Annotated in this window: 18 protein-coding genes; 11 read left to right on the top strand and 7 right to left on the bottom strand. The window is 69.2% G+C overall.

The window, feature by feature from the left end; genetic code table 11:
• The first annotated feature begins 173 nt into the window (after positions 1-173).
• Both dnaE and ASC65_RS04280 read left to right on the top strand, forming a co-directional pair.
• Positions 174-3,659, top strand: a complete 3,486-nt coding sequence (gene dnaE / locus ASC65_RS04285) for a DNA polymerase III subunit alpha (protein ID WP_056449847.1) — start codon at positions 174-176, stop codon at positions 3,657-3,659.
• The gene (locus ASC65_RS04280) at positions 3,659-4,015 is read left to right on the top strand and encodes a GFA family protein (protein ID WP_056449845.1); all 357 of its coding nucleotides are present in this window, start codon (positions 3,659-3,661) and stop codon (positions 4,013-4,015) included. Before dnaE ends, ASC65_RS04280 begins: the two co-directional genes overlap by 1 nt.
• Here the strand turns inward: ASC65_RS04280 and ASC65_RS04275 are convergent.
• Genes ASC65_RS04275 through ASC65_RS04265 form a run of 3 tightly spaced genes read right to left on the bottom strand, consistent with a single transcriptional unit; the run spans position 4,012 to position 7,131 of the window.
• Positions 4,012-4,809 carry a TrmH family RNA methyltransferase gene (locus ASC65_RS04275; protein ID WP_056450447.1) on the bottom strand — a complete coding sequence of 266 codons (798 nt, stop codon included), beginning with the start codon at positions 4,807-4,809 and terminating at the stop codon, positions 4,012-4,014. The two genes, ASC65_RS04280 and ASC65_RS04275, sit on opposite strands and share 4 nt — an antisense overlap.
• A complete protein-coding gene (locus tag ASC65_RS04270) occupies positions 4,806-5,696 on the bottom strand; it encodes a class I SAM-dependent methyltransferase (protein ID WP_056449843.1) in 891 nt (296 codons plus the stop codon). Before ASC65_RS04270 ends, ASC65_RS04275 begins: the two co-directional genes overlap by 4 nt.
• Complete coding sequence (locus ASC65_RS04265) at positions 5,668-7,131, bottom strand: glycosyltransferase family 2 protein (protein ID WP_082525890.1); 1,464 nt, start codon at positions 7,129-7,131, stop codon at positions 5,668-5,670. Before ASC65_RS04265 ends, ASC65_RS04270 begins: the two co-directional genes overlap by 29 nt.
• A 97-nt stretch (positions 7,132-7,228) precedes the next feature.
• On the opposite strand from ASC65_RS04265, the gene ASC65_RS04260 reads away from it, so the two are divergent.
• Genes ASC65_RS04260 through ASC65_RS04245 form a run of 4 tightly spaced genes read left to right on the top strand, consistent with a single transcriptional unit; the run spans position 7,229 to position 10,447 of the window.
• Positions 7,229-7,861 carry a TetR/AcrR family transcriptional regulator gene (locus ASC65_RS04260; protein WP_056449841.1) on the top strand — a complete coding sequence of 211 codons (633 nt, stop codon included), beginning with the start codon at positions 7,229-7,231 and terminating at the stop codon, positions 7,859-7,861.
• Positions 7,858-8,655 carry an ABC transporter substrate-binding protein gene (locus tag ASC65_RS04255; RefSeq protein WP_327019502.1) on the top strand — a complete coding sequence of 266 codons (798 nt, stop codon included), beginning with the start codon at positions 7,858-7,860 and terminating at the stop codon, positions 8,653-8,655. Before ASC65_RS04260 ends, ASC65_RS04255 begins: the two co-directional genes overlap by 4 nt.
• Entirely contained in the window at positions 8,652-9,650 is a 999-nt protein-coding gene (locus ASC65_RS04250; protein ID WP_235561387.1) for a FecCD family ABC transporter permease, read from the top strand. The genes ASC65_RS04255 and ASC65_RS04250 overlap by 4 nt, the downstream gene beginning before the upstream one ends.
• A complete protein-coding gene (locus tag ASC65_RS04245) occupies positions 9,647-10,447 on the top strand; it encodes an ABC transporter ATP-binding protein (RefSeq protein WP_056449838.1) in 801 nt (266 codons plus the stop codon). Before ASC65_RS04250 ends, ASC65_RS04245 begins: the two co-directional genes overlap by 4 nt.
• Here the strand turns inward: ASC65_RS04245 and ASC65_RS04240 are convergent.
• Positions 10,393-12,486, bottom strand: a complete 2,094-nt coding sequence (locus tag ASC65_RS04240) for a lytic transglycosylase domain-containing protein (RefSeq protein WP_235561386.1) — start codon at positions 12,484-12,486, stop codon at positions 10,393-10,395. The two genes, ASC65_RS04245 and ASC65_RS04240, sit on opposite strands and share 55 nt — an antisense overlap.
• A gap of 112 nt (positions 12,487-12,598) precedes the next feature.
• Between ASC65_RS04240 and dapA the strand changes: the two genes are divergently transcribed.
• Together dapA and smpB are read left to right on the top strand one after the other, a co-directional pair.
• Entirely contained in the window at positions 12,599-13,486 is an 888-nt protein-coding gene (gene dapA / locus ASC65_RS04235) for a 4-hydroxy-tetrahydrodipicolinate synthase (protein ID WP_056449834.1), read from the top strand.
• Positions 13,486-13,956, top strand: coding sequence for an SsrA-binding protein SmpB (gene smpB / locus ASC65_RS04230; protein ID WP_056449832.1), 471 nt, complete (start codon positions 13,486-13,488; stop codon positions 13,954-13,956). Before dapA ends, smpB begins: the two co-directional genes overlap by 1 nt.
• Before the next feature lie 9 nt (positions 13,957-13,965).
• Here the strand turns inward: smpB and ASC65_RS04225 are convergent, their stop codons facing one another.
• The 3 genes from ASC65_RS04225 to ASC65_RS04215 form a co-directional block, all read right to left on the bottom strand.
• A complete protein-coding gene (locus ASC65_RS04225; RefSeq protein ID WP_156459548.1) occupies positions 13,966-14,157 on the bottom strand; it encodes a hypothetical protein in 192 nt (63 codons plus the stop codon).
• Between the two features lie 132 nt (positions 14,158-14,289).
• Positions 14,290-14,934, bottom strand: a complete 645-nt coding sequence (locus tag ASC65_RS04220) for a uracil-DNA glycosylase (protein WP_056449828.1) — start codon at positions 14,932-14,934, stop codon at positions 14,290-14,292.
• A gap of 40 nt (positions 14,935-14,974) precedes the next feature.
• Positions 14,975-15,508: a LabA-like NYN domain-containing protein gene (locus tag ASC65_RS04215; protein WP_056449826.1), complete on the bottom strand. Its 534-nt coding sequence runs from the start codon at positions 15,506-15,508 to the stop codon at positions 14,975-14,977.
• Between ASC65_RS04215 and folK the strand changes: the two genes are divergently transcribed.
• The 3 genes from folK to rpoZ all read left to right on the top strand — a co-directional run bounded on the left by folK (position 15,507) and on the right by rpoZ (position 17,110).
• Positions 15,507-16,067 (top strand): 2-amino-4-hydroxy-6-hydroxymethyldihydropteridine diphosphokinase, encoded by a 561-nt coding sequence (gene folK / locus ASC65_RS04210; RefSeq protein ID WP_082525860.1) that lies wholly within the window; start codon positions 15,507-15,509, stop codon positions 16,065-16,067. The genes ASC65_RS04215 and folK overlap by 2 nt on opposite strands.
• 85 nt (positions 16,068-16,152) lie before the next feature.
• A complete protein-coding gene (locus ASC65_RS04205; protein WP_156459547.1) occupies positions 16,153-16,629 on the top strand; it encodes a hypothetical protein in 477 nt (158 codons plus the stop codon).
• A gap of 121 nt (positions 16,630-16,750) precedes the next feature.
• Positions 16,751-17,110 carry a DNA-directed RNA polymerase subunit omega gene (gene rpoZ / locus ASC65_RS04200; RefSeq protein WP_056449820.1) on the top strand — a complete coding sequence of 120 codons (360 nt, stop codon included), beginning with the start codon at positions 16,751-16,753 and terminating at the stop codon, positions 17,108-17,110.
• Positions 17,111-17,180: the final 70 nt, after the last annotated feature.

The following is a 17,180-nucleotide window of genomic DNA, read 5'->3' as shown; positions in this document are numbered from 1 at the left end:
TTCAGACTCCGTTTTTTCGGCGGACCGGCGTCCCTTGGTCCCATATCCACAACCCATCCCCGACCGCGCGACCGCCCTGTCCGGTTTGCCATGTTCCGGCGCCCCCGGATGTGAGACTCGGGGCAGGATAGGCGGCGTCGCGTGGCGGCGCAGCCCAAGGGGGTGATGATCGCGTGAGCGAGGCGTTGAACAGTCAGGGTTTCATCCACCTGCGGGTCCGCTCGGCCTATTCGCTGCTGGAAGGCGCGATCAAGGCGGGCAAGGTCCCCAAGCTGGCGGCCGATGCGGGCATGCCGGCGGTGGGCGTGGCCGACCGGGCCAACCTGTTCGGCGCCCTCGAGTTCAGCCAGGCGGCCAAGGACACGGGCGTACAGCCCATCGTGGCCTGCGCCCTGCCGGTCACCGGCATCGGCGGCCAGGTCAACGAGCGGTGGGCCAAGGTCCCGACCGTCGTCCTGCTGGTGCAGAACGAGACCGGCTGGCTCAACCTCTGCGCCCTGTCGTCCTCGGCCTATCTCGACGCCGGCGCCATGGACGAGCCGGGCGTGCCCTGGTCGATGGTGGCCGAGAAGAACGAGGGCCTGCTGCTGCTCTCCGGCGGCCCGGACGGCCCGATCGACCCGCTGTTCGTCCAGAACAAGCCGGCCGAGGGCAGGGCGGCGCTCGACGCCATGAAGTCGGTCTTCGGCGACCGCTTCTATGTCGAGCTGCAGCGCCACAACCTGGCCTCCGAGGCCCAGGCCGAAGGCGGTCTGGTCGGCTGGGCGTATGACAACGACGTGCCGCTGGTCGCCACCAACGACGTCCACTACGCCAAGGCCGCCCAGGCCAAGTCGCACGACGCCCTGCTGTGCATCGCCGACGGCGCCTTCACCGGCCAGGAGGACCGCCGCCGGATCACCGGCGAGCACTGGTTCAAGACCGCGGCGGCCATGCGCGAGCTGTTCTCGGACCTCCCCGAGGCCTGCGACACCACGCTCGACATCGCCCGCCGCTGCGCCTTCCTGGCTCCGACGCGGGCACCCATCCTGCCGCGCTTCGACACCGGCGCCGGCCGCTCCGAGCCCGATGAGCTGATGCACCAGGCCCGCGAGGGCCTGAAGGCGCGCCTGACCCAGGTCACCCCCGCCGCGCCTGAGGAAGACTACTGGGCCCGCCTCGAGTGGGAGGTCGGGATCATCCAGCAGATGGGCTTCCCCGGCTACTTCTTGATCGTGTCGGACTTCATCAAATGGGCGAAGTCGCACAGCATTCCGGTCGGACCGGGGCGGGGTTCCGGCGCCGGTTCGCTGGTCGCCTGGGCCCTGACCATCACCGACCTCGACCCGCTGCGCTTCGGACTCCTGTTCGAGCGCTTCCTGAACCCCGAACGGGTCTCCATGCCCGACTTCGACATCGACTTCTGCCAGGAGCGGCGGGAAGAGGTGATCGACTACGTCCAGGACCGCTACGGCAAGGACCGGGTGGCTCAGATCATCACCTTCGGCACCCTGCAGGCGCGGGCCGTGCTCCGGGACGTCGGCCGCGTGCTGCAGATGCCGCTCGGCCAGGTCGACCGGCTCGCCAAGATGGTCCCGGCCAACCCGGCCAATCCCGTGACCCTGGCCCAGGCCATCGACCTCGAGCCGCGCCTGAGGGAGGCCCGCGACGCCGAGCCCGCAGTGCGCACCCTGCTCGACACCTCGCTGGAGCTGGAGGGGCTGTACCGCAACGCCTCGACCCACGCCGCCGGCATCGTCATCGGCGACCGTCCGCTGACCGAGCTGGTGCCGCTGTACCAGGATCCGCGCTCGACCATCCCGGCCAGCCAGTTCAACATGAAGTGGGTCGAGCCGGCCGGCCTGGTGAAGTTCGACTTCCTCGGCCTGAAGACCCTGACCGTGCTCGACCGGGCGCGCCAATATCTCGAACGCCGCGGCGCCGCCCCCGACTGGAACGGCCTGCCGCTCGACGACAAGCCCACCTATGAACTGATGGCCTCGGGCCAGACCGTCGGCGTGTTCCAGCTGGAATCGCAGGGCATGCGCGACACCCTGCGCAAGATGCGCTGCGGCTCGATCGAGGAGATCACCGCCCTGATCTCCCTCTATCGGCCGGGCCCGATGGAGATGATCGACACCTACATCGACCGGAAATTCGGTCGGCAGGAGGTCGACTACCTGCACCCCTCGCTGAAGGAGGTGCTGACCGAGACCTACGGCGTCATCATCTACCAGGAACAGGTGATGAAGATCGCCCAGATCCTGGCCGGCTACTCCCTCGGCGAAGCCGACCTTCTGCGCCGCGCCATGGGCAAGAAGAAGAAGGAGGAGATGGACTTCCAGCGGGCGCGCTTCATCAAGGGCGCCTCCGAAAAGCAGGTCCCTGAGGAGCAGTCCGGCGGCATCTTCGATCTGGTGGCCAAGTTCGCCGGCTACGGCTTCAACAAGTCGCACGCCGCCGCCTACGCCCTGATCTCGTTCCAGACCGGCTGGCTGAAAGCCAACCACCCGGTGGAATTCATGGCCGCCTCGATGTCGCTCGATCTGAGCAACACCGACAAACTGGCTGTTTTCTATCAGGATTGCCGTCGTTTCGAGGTGCCGGTGAAGGCCCCGGACGTGAACCGCTCCTCGGCCGACTTCGACGTCGCCTGGGAGGACGGCGAGAAGGACCAGAAGATCGGCTCGGTCCTCTACGCGCTGGGCGCCATCCGCAACGTCGGCCTCGAGGCGATGAAGCATCTGGTCGAGGTCCGCGAGACCGGCGGCCGCTTCACCGACATCTTCGACTTCCTCGAGCGGGTCGATCCGAAATTCGTCAACAAACGTGCGCTGGAGAACCTGGCCCGCGCCGGCGCCTTCGACAGCTTCCACACCAACCGCCGCCAGCTGTTCGAGCAGGCCGACAAGCTGATCGCCTACAGCCAGAGCGTGGCCGCCGAGCGCGCCTCGTCGCAGGTGTCGCTGTTCGGCGGCGACCAGGCCGGCGCCGCGCGTCCGCGCCTCGCGCCGGTCGATCCCTGGGTCGGTCCGGAGAAGCTGGACCAGGAGCTGGCCGCGGTCGGCTTCTATCTGTCGGGCCACCCGCTGGAAGACATGGCGCCGGCCCTGAAGCGCAAGCGGGTCACCTTCGTCGCCGAGGCCACGGCCCTGGCCGAGAGCGGCCACGAGGCCTTCCTGATGGCCGGCGTGGTCCGCCGCCGCCAGGAACGGGCCAGCGCCAAGACCGGCGAGAAATTCGCCTTCGTCACCTTCTCCGACCCGACCGGCGAGTTCGAATGCCTGTTCCCGCCCGAACAGCTGCGCAAATGCCGCGAGATCCTCGAGGTCGGCGCCTCGGTCATGGTCAAGGTCCGGGCCAAGTCGGCCGATGGCGAGGTACGCTTCTTCGGCGACGATGCGTCCAAGCTCGATACGCTGATCGACGACGGCAACATGGGGCTGCGCATCCACGTCTCGGGCCGCACCACCGACGTGGCCGAGGCGCTGCGCTCGCGGCTCGAACGAGCCAAGGCCGGCGGGCCCAACGGCGGCAAGGGCGGCGAGGTTTCACTCCTGGCCACCCTCGAAGGCCGCCGCGAAGTCGAGATCCGCCTGCCGGGCCGCTACCGCCTTGACGGGGCCCTCCGCGGGGCGCTGAAATCCGCCCCCGGGGTGGTCCTTCTGGAGGATGCCTGATGGCCGAGTTGAAGACGCACCAAGGCTCCTGCCACTGCGGCGCGGTCGCCTATGAAGTCGACACCGATCTGCAGGGCCTGATCGAGTGCAACTGCTCGCACTGCTATCGCAAGGGTTTCGTCCTGGCCTTTGTTTCGCCTGAACAATTTCGCGAAACCGCCAGCGGCCCCCAGACCGCCTACACCTTCAACAGCCACAAGATCGGGCATCGCTTCTGCGCTGCCTGCGGCGTCCAGACCTTCGCCCGCGGCGAGGCCCCCGACGGCAAGCAGATGGTGGCGGTCAACATTCGCACCCTGACCGACATCGAGCCCTTCAGTTGGACCGCCCAGCGCGTCGACGGGGCCAGCTTCTAGGCCGCGTCGGTCACCGCATAGACCATGATGCCCGTGGCGATGGCCAGGTTCAGGCTGTCGGCCCGGCCGCGCATCGGGATCTTGACGTTGACGTCGCAGGCGGCGGCCAGGGCGTCGGTCAGCCCGGCCTGCTCATTGCCCATCAGGATCAGGGCCGGGTGCTGGATCGAAGCCCCGCGGTAGTCGCAGGTGGCGTCCAGCCGGGTCCCGATGACGCTGCCCGGCCAGGTCTGCCGCCAGGCCAGGAACTCGGCCGAGCTGCAACGCGCGATGGCCACGGCGAAGACCGACCCCATGGTCGCCCGCACGGCCTCGGTGGAATAGGGGTCGACGCAGTCGTCGATCAGGATCACCCCGCCGCAGCCGGCCGCGTCGGCGGTGCGGATGATGGTCCCCAGGTTGCCCGGGTCGCGCACCTGCTCCAGCGCCACCCAGCACGGCGCCGAGCCGGGCTGGATCGCGGACAGGGGCGTATAGACCTGCTCGAACACGCCCAGCACGGTCTGCGGATTGTCGCGCCGGCTGATCTTCTCGAGGATCGGGTGGGTGACGGTGACCACCTCGCCGCCCGCGTCGCGGGTCGCGGCCTTGGCGCGCTCCAGCAGCGGATGCTCGCGCGCCTCCATGCCCACGAGCAGCAGCTTCGGGGCGCGGTGCTGGTCCAGCGCCTCGCCGATGAATTTGAGGCCCTCCGCCAGGAAGCGGCCGGTCGTCTCGCGCTCCTTGCGCATGTTGAGCGCGCGCACGGCCTTGACCGTGTCGTTGGTCAGGGAGGTGATCAAGCGATCGGTCATGCCGACCACCGCGCGAAGAAGCTGAGCCCGATGGCTCGCCCGTCCTTGCCGTCCTCCGCCAGGGCCAGCTCGCCCCAGTCGATGGTTCCGCCGCGGTTAGCCGTCGCCTCGGCCATCAGGTGGGCCAGCGACAGGCCCGAGATGCGCGCCGCATAGGCGTTGAGCAGCAGGAAGGAGGCCTCGTCCGACAGCAGGGCGGCGCAGTCCTTCAGCAGGTCCGGCATGTCCTCGAACAGCCGCCAGACCTCGCCCGTCGGCCCGCGGCCGTATTTGGGCGGGTCCAGGATGATGCCGTCGTATTTCGAGCCGCGGCGCACCTCGCGGGCCACGTACTTCCGCGCGTCCTCCACGATCCAGCGGATCGGCTTGTCCGCCAGCCCCGATTGCTCGGCGTTCTCGCGGGCGTAGCCGACCGACTTCTTGGAGGCGTCGACATGGGTGACCTCGGCCCCCGCGGCGGCGCAGGCCAGCGAGGCGACGCCGGTGTAGCCGAACAGGTTGAGCACTTTCGGCCGCTTGAGTGTGCGGACCCGAGCGTCCAGCCATTCCCAGTTCGCGGCCTGCTCGGGGAAGAAGGCCAGGTGCCGGAACGGGGTGAAGCGGCCGGTGAAGCGGACGTCTCGCCAGGCCAGCGGGAAGGTGTCGATCGGCTTGCCCTTGAAGCGCCAACGGCCGGCCTCATCCTCGTCCGTGGGGTCGAAGACGGCGTCGGCCTGGTCAAAGGCTTGCGGATCGCGCGGCTCCCAGAAGCACTGCGGCTCGGGGCGCACGACGGTGAAGCGGCCGTAGCGCTCCAGCTTGCGGCCGCCGCCGCTGTCGAGCAGGGCGTAGTCCTGCCAGGCGCGGGTGACGAGCGTTTCAGGCGACGGGTTCAGGCGTGGCGGCATGGCCCGCTGATAGGCGGTCCGGGGCGGTCTCGTCCAGCACGGCGTGACCGGAGGGCGGCGTCTCGCAGCGGTGCCGGGTCTTGTCCCAGGCGAACGGCTGCCAGATCAGCCGCCACGCCGCGTGGCCCATGGCCAGGCTGAGCAGGGACCAGTAGGCGGGAGCCATGATCATATCGAGAGGTCCGTAGGGCACGCCAGCGCGCCGCGTCCCCACGAGGCAGGAGGTCCATGCAGCCGCCGCGCCCAGGACCATGACGCCAACGGCGTAGGCGGGCGTCATCGGCGTGTGCCCATCCATGAGGGCGACCAGAACGGTCGCGCTCACCCAGGCCATCGACGGCCCATTGGCCGCCGCCGACATAAGTCCGGCGCCGAGGGTCATCACCAAGGCCGTCAATCCTCGCAGACCCAGCCGCCACGGCCGACGGGTGTGGACGCCCCAGGTCTGCATATAGCCCTTCAGCCAGCGGGTGCGCTGGGGCAGCCAGTCGTACATCTCGCCGGGCGGCGTCTCCCAGGTCGGTCGCGTCAGCACGCCCAGGCGCCAACCCCCGGTCCACAGCCGGAAGCCGAGGTCGGCGTCCTCAGTGACGTTGTAGGCGTCCCAACCGCCCACGGCCCTCAGCACGTCGACGCGGAAGTGGTTGCTGGTGCCGCCCAGCGGGAAAGGCAGGCCGAGCCGCGACATTCCGGGCAAGGCGGTCTCGAACAGTGCCGCGTACTCCGCGGCGAACTGGCGGTCGAGAAACGGTGTCCGGCTGCCCGCCGGACGGCGGATCCGAAGCGGCGCCTGCAGGCAGGCCAAGCGCCCGTGTGCATCCGCCGCGAACCGAGCGGCCGCCTCGCGGAGTTGCCCGGGGTCCGGCTCGTCCTCGGCGTCATAGACGGTCAGCAGCTGCCCGGTCGCCTTGGTCAGGGCGAAGTTGAGCGCGCGGGGCTTGGTCTGGGGACGGCCCGGCGGGACGACCAGAATCTTGAGCCAGGACGGACGAGCGACCGCTCTTGCGGCGCGTCGCGTCGCTGTGTCGTGGGCCTCCAGCACGATCAGTCCCTGCAGTCGGTTGGTCGGATAGTCGATATTCGCCAGCCGTTCGATCAGCTGGCCTACGACTTCCGCCTCGTCGTGGAGTGCGGCCAGGATGGTGTAGCGGGGCAGGGGGCTCGCCGGCGGCGGCGTGTCGCGCGAAGCGCCACTAACGACGACCAGAAGGATCCGCCAGGCGGCGACGGCGAGGAAGGCCGCGGCGGCGGCGAACGACAGGCCCTTGAACAGCGCGCCGGGATTCTGGGCGGCGACCCATCCGGCGATCGCCAGGAGGGCGCCGAGTGTCCACTGAAAGGCCGACGGCAGGCGTACGTCGGCCCCATGCCGGACCCTAGAATGGGCGCCCTGCGATGATTTCGCGCTAGAGATAACATGGTTATCCGACGTCATGGCGCACGGTTACCGCGCAGCTTCAATTCGGGCAAGCGCTTGGCGGAAACGGGCGAATGCCGCTATTCAGGCGAGGCCTACCGGAGTGTCAGCCCGAGTGACCGATCAGACCCCCGCCAATTCGCGTTCCCAGCGCAAGCCGAAGGGCGAAGGCCACGCCCGACGCGCCGAGATTCTGGCTGCGGCCGAGCGGATTTTCGTGGAGCACGGCTACGAGGGCGCGACGATCCGCAAGATCGCGGACGAGGTCGGACTGTCGTCGACGGCGCTGTACATGCATTTCTCGGAGAAGGGCGAAATCCTGCACGAGATCTGCCGCGGCGCCTTCCAGGCGCTGGGCGACGCCAATGCCCGCGTTCTGGCCCGGCCGGGCGACCCGGAGGCGCGGCTGCGCGAAATGCTGAAGGCCTATATCGCCTTCGGGTTCGCCAATCCGAACGCCTACCGTCTGGCCTATATGACCCGGCCGGTGGAGCTGCGGGACGGGGCGCAGTCGGCGGCGCGAGAACTGGGGCAGGAGCTGTTCCGGGAGTTCGAGGCCGAGGTCGAGGCGGTCGGCGCGGCCGGTCGGCTCCGGGGCGCCCCGGCGCCGACCGCGCAGGCCCTGTGGGCGGGCGTCCATGGCGTGGTGTCTCTCGTGATCACCAAACCCTATTTCGAGTGGGTCGAAACCGACCTCCTGGCCGATACCCTGCTCGACGGCCTGTTCGCCGGCCTGCTCAAGCCGTGACATCGCGCATCGCGCTCGCGGCCGCGGCTCTGATGATGGCCGTGCCGGCTTTCGCCGAGGCGCGCCCGCTGCGAGTCATGTCGCTGGATCAGTGCGGCGACCAGTACGCCCTGGCCCTGGCGCCCGACGCCGACCTCGCCCTGTCGCCGCGGGCTGACGATCCGGACTCCTTCCTTCGTCGACAGGCTGCCGGCCATCGGAGGATGCGGCCGACGCTCGAGGCGGCCGTAGCCTTCAAGCCCGATGTCGTGATCCGTTACTGGGGAGGCGATCCCCGGATGCTGGCGCGCCTCGAACAATCGGGCGCCCGGATCGTCAATCTGGACGACGCGACAGACTTCGAAGGGGTGCGCGGCAACGTCCGCAAGGCGGCGGCGGCTCTCCAGGCGCCGGTTCGCGGCGAGACGCTGGTGAAGCGGATGGACGGGAAGTTGGCGGCCGCCGCCCCGGTCAAGGGCGCGCCGAGATCGACCCTCTATCTGACGGCGGGCGGGTTCACGGCCGGCGCCGGCACCCTGGTGGACGCCATCCTGCGCGCGGCCGGCCTGCGCAATGCTGCGGAAGCGCCGGGTTTCGCCCCGGTCAGCGTCGAGCGGATCGCCATGTCGCCGCCGCGCCGCTTCGTGCTCGGCTTCTTCGACCTCTCGCGCAGCGACTGGCGGGGCCCGGGCCGTCATCCCGTCGTACGCAAGGCCGCCAAAGGTCGGGTGGCTGCGCGCCTTCCGGGCTCCACCCTGACTTGCCCGGCCTGGTTCGCCGCCGATGCCGTCGCCGCGATCAAGGACGCCCGGTGAGCGAGCCGACACGGTCGACCCGTCTTATCCTCGGCCTCGCGATCGGCCTGGTCGCGGCGACGGCGCTGGCTGTGCTGTTCGGCGAGAGCGCCTTCAATGCCGCCCAGTGGGGGCAGGCCTTCGCCGATCCGGCCTCGGGGCCGGCCGAGGTGCTGTGGCAGGTCCGGGCGCCACGGGTGGCGACGGCCCTGATGGTCGGCGCTGCGCTCGGATTGTCGGGCGCGGTGATGCAGGGGCTGCTGCGCAATCCGCTGGCGGATCCGGGCGTGTTGGGCGTCTCGGCCCTGGCGGCGCTGGGCGCGGCCCTGGCCATCGTTGTCGGCGCCGCCGCCGTCCCTGGCGCAGTTGAGACGGCCGCTCTGGTGGGCGCGGGCCTCGCCGGAGGACTTCTGGTGCTGTTTTCGGCGCGCGTCCGGTCGCCTGAGGCGCTGATCCTGTTCGGGGTGGCGGTCTCGAGTTTCGCCGGCGCCGCCACGGCCCTGATCTTCAATCTGTCGCCCTCGCCGATCGCGACCGCGGAGGTGATGAGCTGGCTGCTCGGCTCGGTGCAGAACCGCAGCTGGATCGATGTCGCCTGGGTGACCCCGGCCGTTCTGGTCGCCGGAGGCCTCTCGGCCCTGGCCGCCCCCGGCCTCAAGATGCTCAGCCTCGGCGAGGAGACGGCGCGGACCTCAGGCCTGCCGATGGCGCGGTTGCGGTTGCTGGCCCTGCTGGCGGCGGCCCTGGCGACTGGGGCGGCTGTCGCCGTCGCGGGTGTGATCGGCTTCGTGGGCCTGGCCGCGCCGCATCTGGTGCGGACAGCGGTGCGCGGCGATCCCGGCCGGCTGCTGTTGCCCTCGGCGCTCGCGGGCGGGCTGATGCTGGTCGTCGCCGATCTGCTGGCGCGCCTGACCCCGACAGATCAGGAGCTGAAGCTGGGCGTGTTCACCGCCCTGGTCGGCGCGCCGCTGTTCGCCCTGATCGCCTGGCGCGCGGCGCGGGAGTGGCGGCTGTGAGCGCTCTCGCCCTGGTGCGGGCGTCGGCCACGCTTGGAGGACGCCCCGTTCTGGACGGCGTCGACCTGGCGGCCGCGCCGGGCGAACTCGTCGCCCTGGTCGGACCGAACGGGGCCGGCAAGTCGAGCGCGGTGCGGGCCCTGGCGGGTCTTCTGCCGTTGACCGGGGGGCAGGCGCGACTCGGCGGGGAAGACGTCGCACGCATGCCCGTGCGCCGCCGAGCCGAACTGGCCGCTTACCTGCCGCAGGAGCGGCGCATCGCCTGGAACCTGCCGGCCATCGAAGTCGCGGCGCTGGGCGCGCCGTTCCTGGCCTCGGGCGAAGCTCTGGCCCGGGCCCGCGCGACCCTGGACGAGGTCGAAGCGGGGCATCTCGCTGATCGCGGCGTGGCGGAAATGTCGGGCGGCGAGAGGGCGCGGGTGCTGCTGGCGCGGGCCTTGGCGGCGGAGGCTGCGGCCCTGCTGGTCGATGAGCCGATCGCCGGCCTGGATCCCGAGGCGCAGTTGATGGTGTTGGAGCGGCTGAAGGCAAGGGCCGGTCGGGGGCAGGCGGTGCTCGTCAGCCTTCACGATCTGGCGCTGGCCGCGCGCTATGCGGACCGCGCCGTGGTTCTGCACGAAGGCCGCGTGGCGGCCGACGGACCGCCGGTAGAGGCGTTGTCGCCGGACGTCCTGCGCCGGGTGTTCGGTCTGACGGCCCGATGGGTGGACGGGCCACAGGGTCCGCTCCTGGCTTCAAGCCGCTATTCGGACGGCGGCGGCGGAGGGGTGGTCAGGCCCGTGTCGCCGCTCGAATAGGGCATGTAGGGCTGCGGTCCAGACGATGGCGGCACGCCCCGGCGGATGTCCTGCGACAGGGTCAGGGGCGCCGAGCCGCCGTTCAGTCGAGCCTTGTAGACCTGCATGTTCTCCATGACTCTCATCATGTAGTTGCGCGTCTCGGTGAAGGGCGCGCATTCGATGAAGTCGACCGGGTCGACCGAGCCGCTGCGCGGATCGCCGCAACGGGCCACCCACTGCGGCGGACGCGCCGGGCCGGCGTTGTAGCCGACCGTCGTCAGCAGCATCGAGCCGCCGAAATTCCGCATCAGCTCGCCCAGGTGATAGCTGCCGAGCGTCATGTTGTAGTCCGGCTCCCACAGGCGCTCGGCCGAGTAGGGCATGCCCAGTCGGCGAGCGACGCCAGAAGCGGTCGCCGGGAGGAACTGCATCATGCCGCGCGCGTCGGCGCCCGAGCGGGCGCGCGGGTCGAAGCTGGATTCCTGGCGGGTGATGGCCAGGGTGAACTCCAGCGGTGCGGCGCCCGAGACCTGGGGCGGAATGCGGATCGGGTACTGGCGCTCGGGCATCAGGATGCCGCGCTGGCTGGCGGCGCGGCCTACCATCATGGCGGTGAAGCCTTCGCCATAGGCGCGCGACAAGTCCATCAGCTGGGCCAGATCCACGGCCCCCGGGAGGTCGTCGTCGAGCTGGTAGGCGAACACCCGGAACAGGCTGGTCTCGCCGTTCTCGCCGAGGATGCGCATGGCGCGCACGACCTCGTTGCCCTCGAAGGCGGCGCGGTCGCTGGCGCTCGGGTTTGGATCGGCGGGAAGGGTCAGGGTCGTGATCCCGGCCTTCTCCGCGGCCAGCTGCCCGTAGAAGGTCTGGATATGGGTGGCGCCGGCCCGGTAGTAGCCGACGGCGGCCGGCGTATTGCCCTGGGCTTCGGCGGCGCGGCCGAGCCAGTAGTTGGCGCGGCCCTGGGTGATCGGCGTCGAGGACGACTGCCGCAGGGTCTCGAAATGCTGGGCGGCGCGGGCCGGATCGTTGAGCTTGGTGAGGGCGACCCAGCCGGCGAAGAACTCGGCGTCGACCTTGCGTTCGCCCGAGGGGAAGCCGTGGCCGGCCATGGCGTCATAGGCCGCCTGCCAGTTGCGCACCTGCAGGGCGTCGAGGAAGTAGTTGCGGCGCTCGGTCCACAAGGTGTTCTGGGCGTCGGTCGAGGACGGAGCCGCGGGCAGGGCGCGCAGCAGGGGGAAACCCTCGGACTGGCGGCTCTGCGAGCGCAGGATGCGGACGCGTTCCAGCACCACGGCCGGGTCCATCGCCTGGCTCGAGCTCAGGCCCGCCACGACGGCGTCGGGGCTGTAGGCGCTGCGCAGGGTCATCACCGCATTGGCGACCGCCTGCCGATCAGAAGAGACCAGGCCGGTCATGGAGCGGGTGGCCGGGCCATGCGGGCCGAGCAGCAGCATGTTCAGCCGCGCCTCGTGATCCGCCTGGTTCAGCCAGCCGCCCCAGCGGTTGAGAATACGGCTCTGCTGCGACTCGTCGAAGGACTTCGTGCGCCACCATTCGGTGATCAGGGCGCGCGCGTCGTCATTGCGGCCGCGCTGTTCCAGGGCGCCGGCCAGGGCGATGGCGCCCTGCACCGTGGTCGGAGGCGTGTCGGCGAAGAGTGCGATGGCGGCGTCAGGCTGGCCGTAGGCGAGATCGAGCGCGCGTTCCGTGGCGGCCCGGCGACTGTCGCCGCGCGGCCAGCCGGCGAAGCTGGTCGAGGCGGCGGCGAGGTCGCTGTAGGACAGCTGTTCGCCGGAAGTGTCGATCAGGGCCCATTCGACCAGCTTGCGCGCGGTCGGGTCGCTGATGTTTGCGGCTGTCGAGCGAGCGCCCATGACGTCCCGGGCGCGGGCCTGCGCCAGGCCCTGGCGGAAGAGGGCGCTGTCCTGTTCGTTGAGGACGCGCGGCTGGCTGCTGGCCGGGGCGACAGCGGCGTAGGGCACTTCCTGGGCAACCAGGGTTTCGGGCGCGGGGGCGAGCAGAGCCAGGGCGGCCGCGAGACTGGTTGTGATCATTCGGTGTCCGATCCCCATTTCGTGCCGGTTGCGGCGACGACGCCGGCAACCTAACCTCCAGCGCTTCGCATCAGGGCGGACTCGCCCCTTCCCACGCAGGACTATCGTTTCAATGACCGCCCCTTTGTTCAAGGGCGTGATCACCGCCCTGATCACACCACTTCGTGACGGAAAGGTGGATGAAGCCGCCTTCAGGACGCTGCTGGAACGCCAGATCGCGGCCGGGGTTCACGGCGTCGTGCCGATGGGCACGACCGGCGAGAGCGCTTCGCTCCACCTGGATGAGCACAAGCGAGTCGTCGAACTCTGTGTCTCGATCGCCGCCGGCCGGCTGCGCGTGATCGCCGGGGCCGGTTCGTCCGCGACCGACAAGGCGATCGAGCTCGCCCACTTCGCCAAGACCGTCGGCGCCGACGGGGCCTTGGTGGTGACGCCCTACTACAACCGTCCTTCACAGGCCGGGATGGCGGCGCATTTCGAGGCGGTGGCGGACGCCGTGCAACTGCCGCTGCTGCTGTACAATGTGCCGGGGCGGACGGGCGTCGACCTGGCCAACGAGACCGTGGCGAAGCTGGCGGCGCATCCCAACATCGTCGGCATCAAGGACGCGACCGGTGATCTGGCGCGCGTCAGCTGGATGCGGGCCAACATTCGCAACGAGCAGTTCGACCTCATCTCGGGCGATGATCCCAGCTATCTCGGCTATCACGCACAGGGGGGCGTCGGCGTCATCTCGGTGACCTCGAACGTGGCGCCGGAGGCCATGGTGGCCCTGCACGAGGCTGCGGCCGCCGGCGATTACGCCACGGCCCGCGAGTGGCAGGATCGCTTGATCGGCCTGCACAAGGGACTGTTCCTGGACAATTCCCCGTCGCCCACCAAATACGCCCTCTCCCGTCTGCAACTGTGCAGCGAGGAGGTGCGCCTGCCGCTGGCTCCGACCGGCGAGGCGGTCCGTCCGGCGATCGACCGGGCCATGGTGGAAGCAGGCGTAGGCTAATGGCGTCCGAAAAGCCCAAGACGAAAGTCATCGCGGAGAACCGCCGGGCGAAGTTCGACTACTTCCTCGAAGACTATACCGAGGCCGGGATCCAGCTGCTGGGCACCGAGATCAAGGCGCTCCGCGACGGTCGGGCCAACATCGCCGAATCCTATGCGGCGGTGGAGGGGCGCGAGATCGTGCTCGTGAACGCCGACATCCCGCCATACAAGCAGGCCAACCGCTTCAACCACGAGCCGCGCCGGCACCGAAAGCTGCTGCTGCACCGCAAGCAGATCGACAAATTCATCGGCGCCGTCCAGCGTGACGGTCAGACCATCATCCCGGTCCGGCTCTATCTCAATGAGGCGGGCAAGGCGAAGATCGAGATCGCCCTCGCCAAGGGCAAGAAGCTGCACGACAAGCGCGAGGCGACCGCCGAGCGCGACTGGCAACGCGATAAGGCGCGGCTCATGAAGGAGCGCGGCTGAGGCCTGCGGCTAGCTGATCGGCTGGGCGTCGAGCACGCCGGGCAGGGTGTCGGCTGAGGCTTCGGCGCCCCACGGTCCAAGCGACGGCCCGATCATGTCCTGGATAAACATTCCGAACACCGCCAAAGCCGCTGCCGCGAGCAGAGCGATGGCGGCGATACGCATCTCGTCACGGGTGAAAACCCGCTGCCTGGTACCCATGACTACCTCCCAGTCCTGCTTGAGCAACGCGGGGTCGGCGGACACTGTTCCTGAGAGCCGAGGCTACACCGTGAGATCAATGATTCGCGTGTCAGGCGCGCCACACTCGCCCGGCAAGCGAACAAGGGTCGGTCAGGCCTCGATGAGATCGCGGGCGCGCTGGAAGACGGCTTCGAACATCTCGGGCGTGAGGCGGCCGGTATTCGTGTTGAGGCGCGAGCAGTGATAGCTGTTCAGCAGCACATAGGGGCCGATCCGGCCCTCCGCCCCGTGGCCGGCGGGCATGGCGGCGCCGGGCTTTCCGAGCGTCTTGAGGATGTTGCGGCGCGCGACGTCGCCGAGGGTCACGATGACCTTCAGCCGGGGCAGGGCGGCCAGACGTGACTGCAGGAAGGGGCGGCAGGTCGCTTCCTCGGCGGGCAAGGGTTTGTTCTGCGGCGGGGCGCAGCGGACCGCGTTCGTGATCATGCAGTCGACCAGCGTCAGGTCGTCGTCGCCGTCCGGATCATAGGTTCCGCGCGCGAAGCCGGTCTTGCGCAGCGTTTCGTAGAGAAGCCAGCCGGCGTGGTCGCCGGTGAACGGGCGGCCGGTGCGGTTGGCTCCGGTGCGGCCCGGAGCCAGGCCGGCGACCAGCAGGCGCGCCTCTGGATCGCCGAAGGACGGGGCCGGGCCGTTGAACCAGTCCGGGTTCTGGCGCGCGTTCTCGCGGCGGTACTCGACCAGTCGCGGACAGAGCGGGCAGTCGCGCGGAGGCTCGGGCGGGAAGGAGGCGGTCATGGCGGGGCTGTAGCCGTCCGCCGGGCGCAGTGAAAGCGGTTCACGCCTTCTGGCGGCCGATCTCGGGCAGCAGGTCCTGAAGGTCGACGAAGGCGTCGGCCTGGCGGCGCAGCTCGTCGGCGATCTGCGGCGGCTGGCTCTTCACAGTTGAGACGACCGTGACGCGGACGCCCTTGGCCTGAACGGCCTGCACCAGCCTGCGGAAGTCGCCGTCGCCCGAGAACAGGACGATGTGATCGAGATGCGGCGCCAGTTCGAGCATGTCGACGGCGATCTCGATGTCCATATTGCCCTTGATCCGGCTGTGCCCCTGGGCGTCGGTGAACCGCTTCACCGGCTTGGTCACGACCGAGAAGCCGTTGTAGTCGAGCCAGTCGACCAGCGGCTTCACCGGTGAGAATTCTTCGCCCTCGATCACGGCCGTGTAATAGTAGGCCCGAACCAATACGCCCTTCGCGCGATACATCTCGACCAGTTTGCGGAAATCCAGGTCGGTGTTCAGCGCCTTGGTCGCGGAATGGAGATTGGCCCCGTCGATAAACAGGGCGATGCGGTCGGTCGGATAAGACGTCATGGAAATGAGCTCCGCAAATATGGATGTCCCGGTCTCCGTCGAAATAGACGGCGACCTCGATATGGACTCCGCCGTCATCGTCGCGCTCGGTTGCAATGACAAGGGCGCCTGGTCGGACTGCCAGGAGGCCCTGGAAGCGGCCCTGGCGCGCTTTCGGTGCGAAGGCATCGACGTATTGGCCCGGTCGTCCTGGTGGCGGTCGACGGCTTGGCCGGACGACACCGATCCGGACTTCGTCAACGGCGTGGTGCTGGTGCGCACCGAGCTCGATCCGCATGCATTGATGGCGGCCCTTGCGCGGATTGAGGAGGCCTTTGGACGCGCCCGAGGGCGGCCGAATGCGCCCCGGACCCTGGATCTGGATCTGGTCGCCTATGGCCGGCGGACCGGCGAGGCCGACGGCCTGATCCTGCCGCACCCAAGAGCGCTGGAGCGGCGCTTCGTCATGGGGCCTCTGGCCGAGATCGCCGCCGACTGGACCGATCCGCTGAGCGGAGGCCGTGCCGGCGACATCGTTTCAGCCACCTCGGTCGGCAACGACGCCCATCCCCTCGGGTGAGGCAAATTTTCAACAATCGTCCGAGTCCTGCCCATCAGGCGCCGGGAGGTGTTCCCACTGTCGCCGAGGGCGTTAAAACGCCGCGGTGCGTCACAGTGACGCTTGGGGGCTATCCATGTTTATCGTCTGGTCCGGCTGGGGATTCCTGGTCGCCGTATTCTTTGTCGTCGGGTGCTTCATCGGCTTCCCGGTTGGTTCGATGGTGTCGCAGGATCCTGATGTCGCCATTGCGGTTGCGATCATCATCGGCGGTCTGATCGCCGGTCTCGGCTCCTTCTTCCTCGCGCGGAAGATCGAAAGCGGCCAGGGCCGCGCCTACATCGACGAAGCCACGCAGCAGCGCATTGTGGTCAAACCGCACGCCGGCTCGCTCTTCTTCGTGCCGACCCGGTACTGGGCTTATGTCGCGCCGGTGGTGGCGATCGCGCTCGGCGCTCTGGTGATGTCGTCGCCGTCGGCGGATCCGGCGCTCACCGAGACCCTGGCGGATCCGGCCGTCGAGATGACGCCGATCGACCCGGCCGCGCCGATTCCGGCGGCGACGGCGACCTCGGTCAACTGACCCGAACGGTTGCGGCGGGGTGGAAATCCCGCCGCAACGCTCCATTCCGGCCTTTGCGGCGTTGCACAATTGCGCCCGCGTCTATATTTTGTTCGGTTCTCCCCCGCGCCCGAGGATTTTCATGGCCCGCGTCACTGTCGAAGACTGCATCGAGAAGGTGCCGAACCGCTTTGGTCTGGTTCTGCTGGCCGGCCACCGCGCCCGGGCCATCGCTAACGGCGCGGCTCTGACCATCGATCGCGACAACGACAAGAACCCGGTCGTGGCGCTGCGCGAGCTGGCCGACGACACCGTCGTGCCGGACGAGCTGCAGGAAACCATCATCACCACGCTGCAGCGTGTCGATGAGCGGACCGAAGCTGAGGACGAAGCCGAGACCGTCGCGCTGCTGGCTGAGCCGCAGCACATGAACATGGCTGAAGCCGAGCTGATCCGCGCGCTGCAAAGCGACCGCGACGGCGGTCAGGAGGAGCGGTACTGACGGCCGATCCCGCCAACGGTATCACTATCCTGCCGGCGCGGCCCTTGTCGCCCGCGCCGTCTCTGAAAGC

Source organism: Brevundimonas sp. Root1279 (genome assembly GCF_001425945.1).
GTDB lineage: Bacteria > Pseudomonadota > Alphaproteobacteria > Caulobacterales > Caulobacteraceae > Brevundimonas.
Note: the sequence above shows the minus strand (reverse complement) of the source record. Positions and strands in the feature narration are given on the sequence as shown.

What these genes read in the sequence shown, in the direction of transcription:
- rpoZ (WP_056449820.1), top strand. Translation starts at nt 16,751, where the DNA reads ATGGCCCGCGTCACTGTCGAAGACTGCATCGAGAAGGTGCCGAACCGC.
- smpB (WP_056449832.1), top strand. Translation starts at nt 13,486, where the DNA reads ATGGCGTCCGAAAAGCCCAAGACGAAAGTCATCGCGGAGAACCGCCGG.
- ASC65_RS04270 (WP_056449843.1), bottom strand. Translation starts at nt 5,696, where the DNA reads ATGCCGCCACGCCTGAACCCGTCGCCTGAAACGCTCGTCACCCGCGCC.
- dapA (WP_056449834.1), top strand. Translation starts at nt 12,599, where the DNA reads ATGACCGCCCCTTTGTTCAAGGGCGTGATCACCGCCCTGATCACACCA.
- ASC65_RS04240 (WP_235561386.1), bottom strand. Translation starts at nt 12,486, where the DNA reads ATGATCACAACCAGTCTCGCGGCCGCCCTGGCTCTGCTCGCCCCCGCG.
- ASC65_RS04225 (WP_156459548.1), bottom strand. Translation starts at nt 14,157, where the DNA reads ATGGGTACCAGGCAGCGGGTTTTCACCCGTGACGAGATGCGTATCGCC.
- ASC65_RS04215 (WP_056449826.1), bottom strand. Translation starts at nt 15,508, where the DNA reads ATGACGTCTTATCCGACCGACCGCATCGCCCTGTTTATCGACGGGGCC.
- ASC65_RS04220 (WP_056449828.1), bottom strand. Translation starts at nt 14,934, where the DNA reads ATGACCGCCTCCTTCCCGCCCGAGCCTCCGCGCGACTGCCCGCTCTGT.
- ASC65_RS04275 (WP_056450447.1), bottom strand. Translation starts at nt 4,809, where the DNA reads ATGACCGATCGCTTGATCACCTCCCTGACCAACGACACGGTCAAGGCC.
- folK (WP_082525860.1), top strand. Translation starts at nt 15,507, where the DNA reads ATGGAAATGAGCTCCGCAAATATGGATGTCCCGGTCTCCGTCGAAATA.
- ASC65_RS04280 (WP_056449845.1), top strand. Translation starts at nt 3,659, where the DNA reads ATGGCCGAGTTGAAGACGCACCAAGGCTCCTGCCACTGCGGCGCGGTC.
- ASC65_RS04265 (WP_082525890.1), bottom strand. Translation starts at nt 7,131, where the DNA reads ATGACGTCGGATAACCATGTTATCTCTAGCGCGAAATCATCGCAGGGC.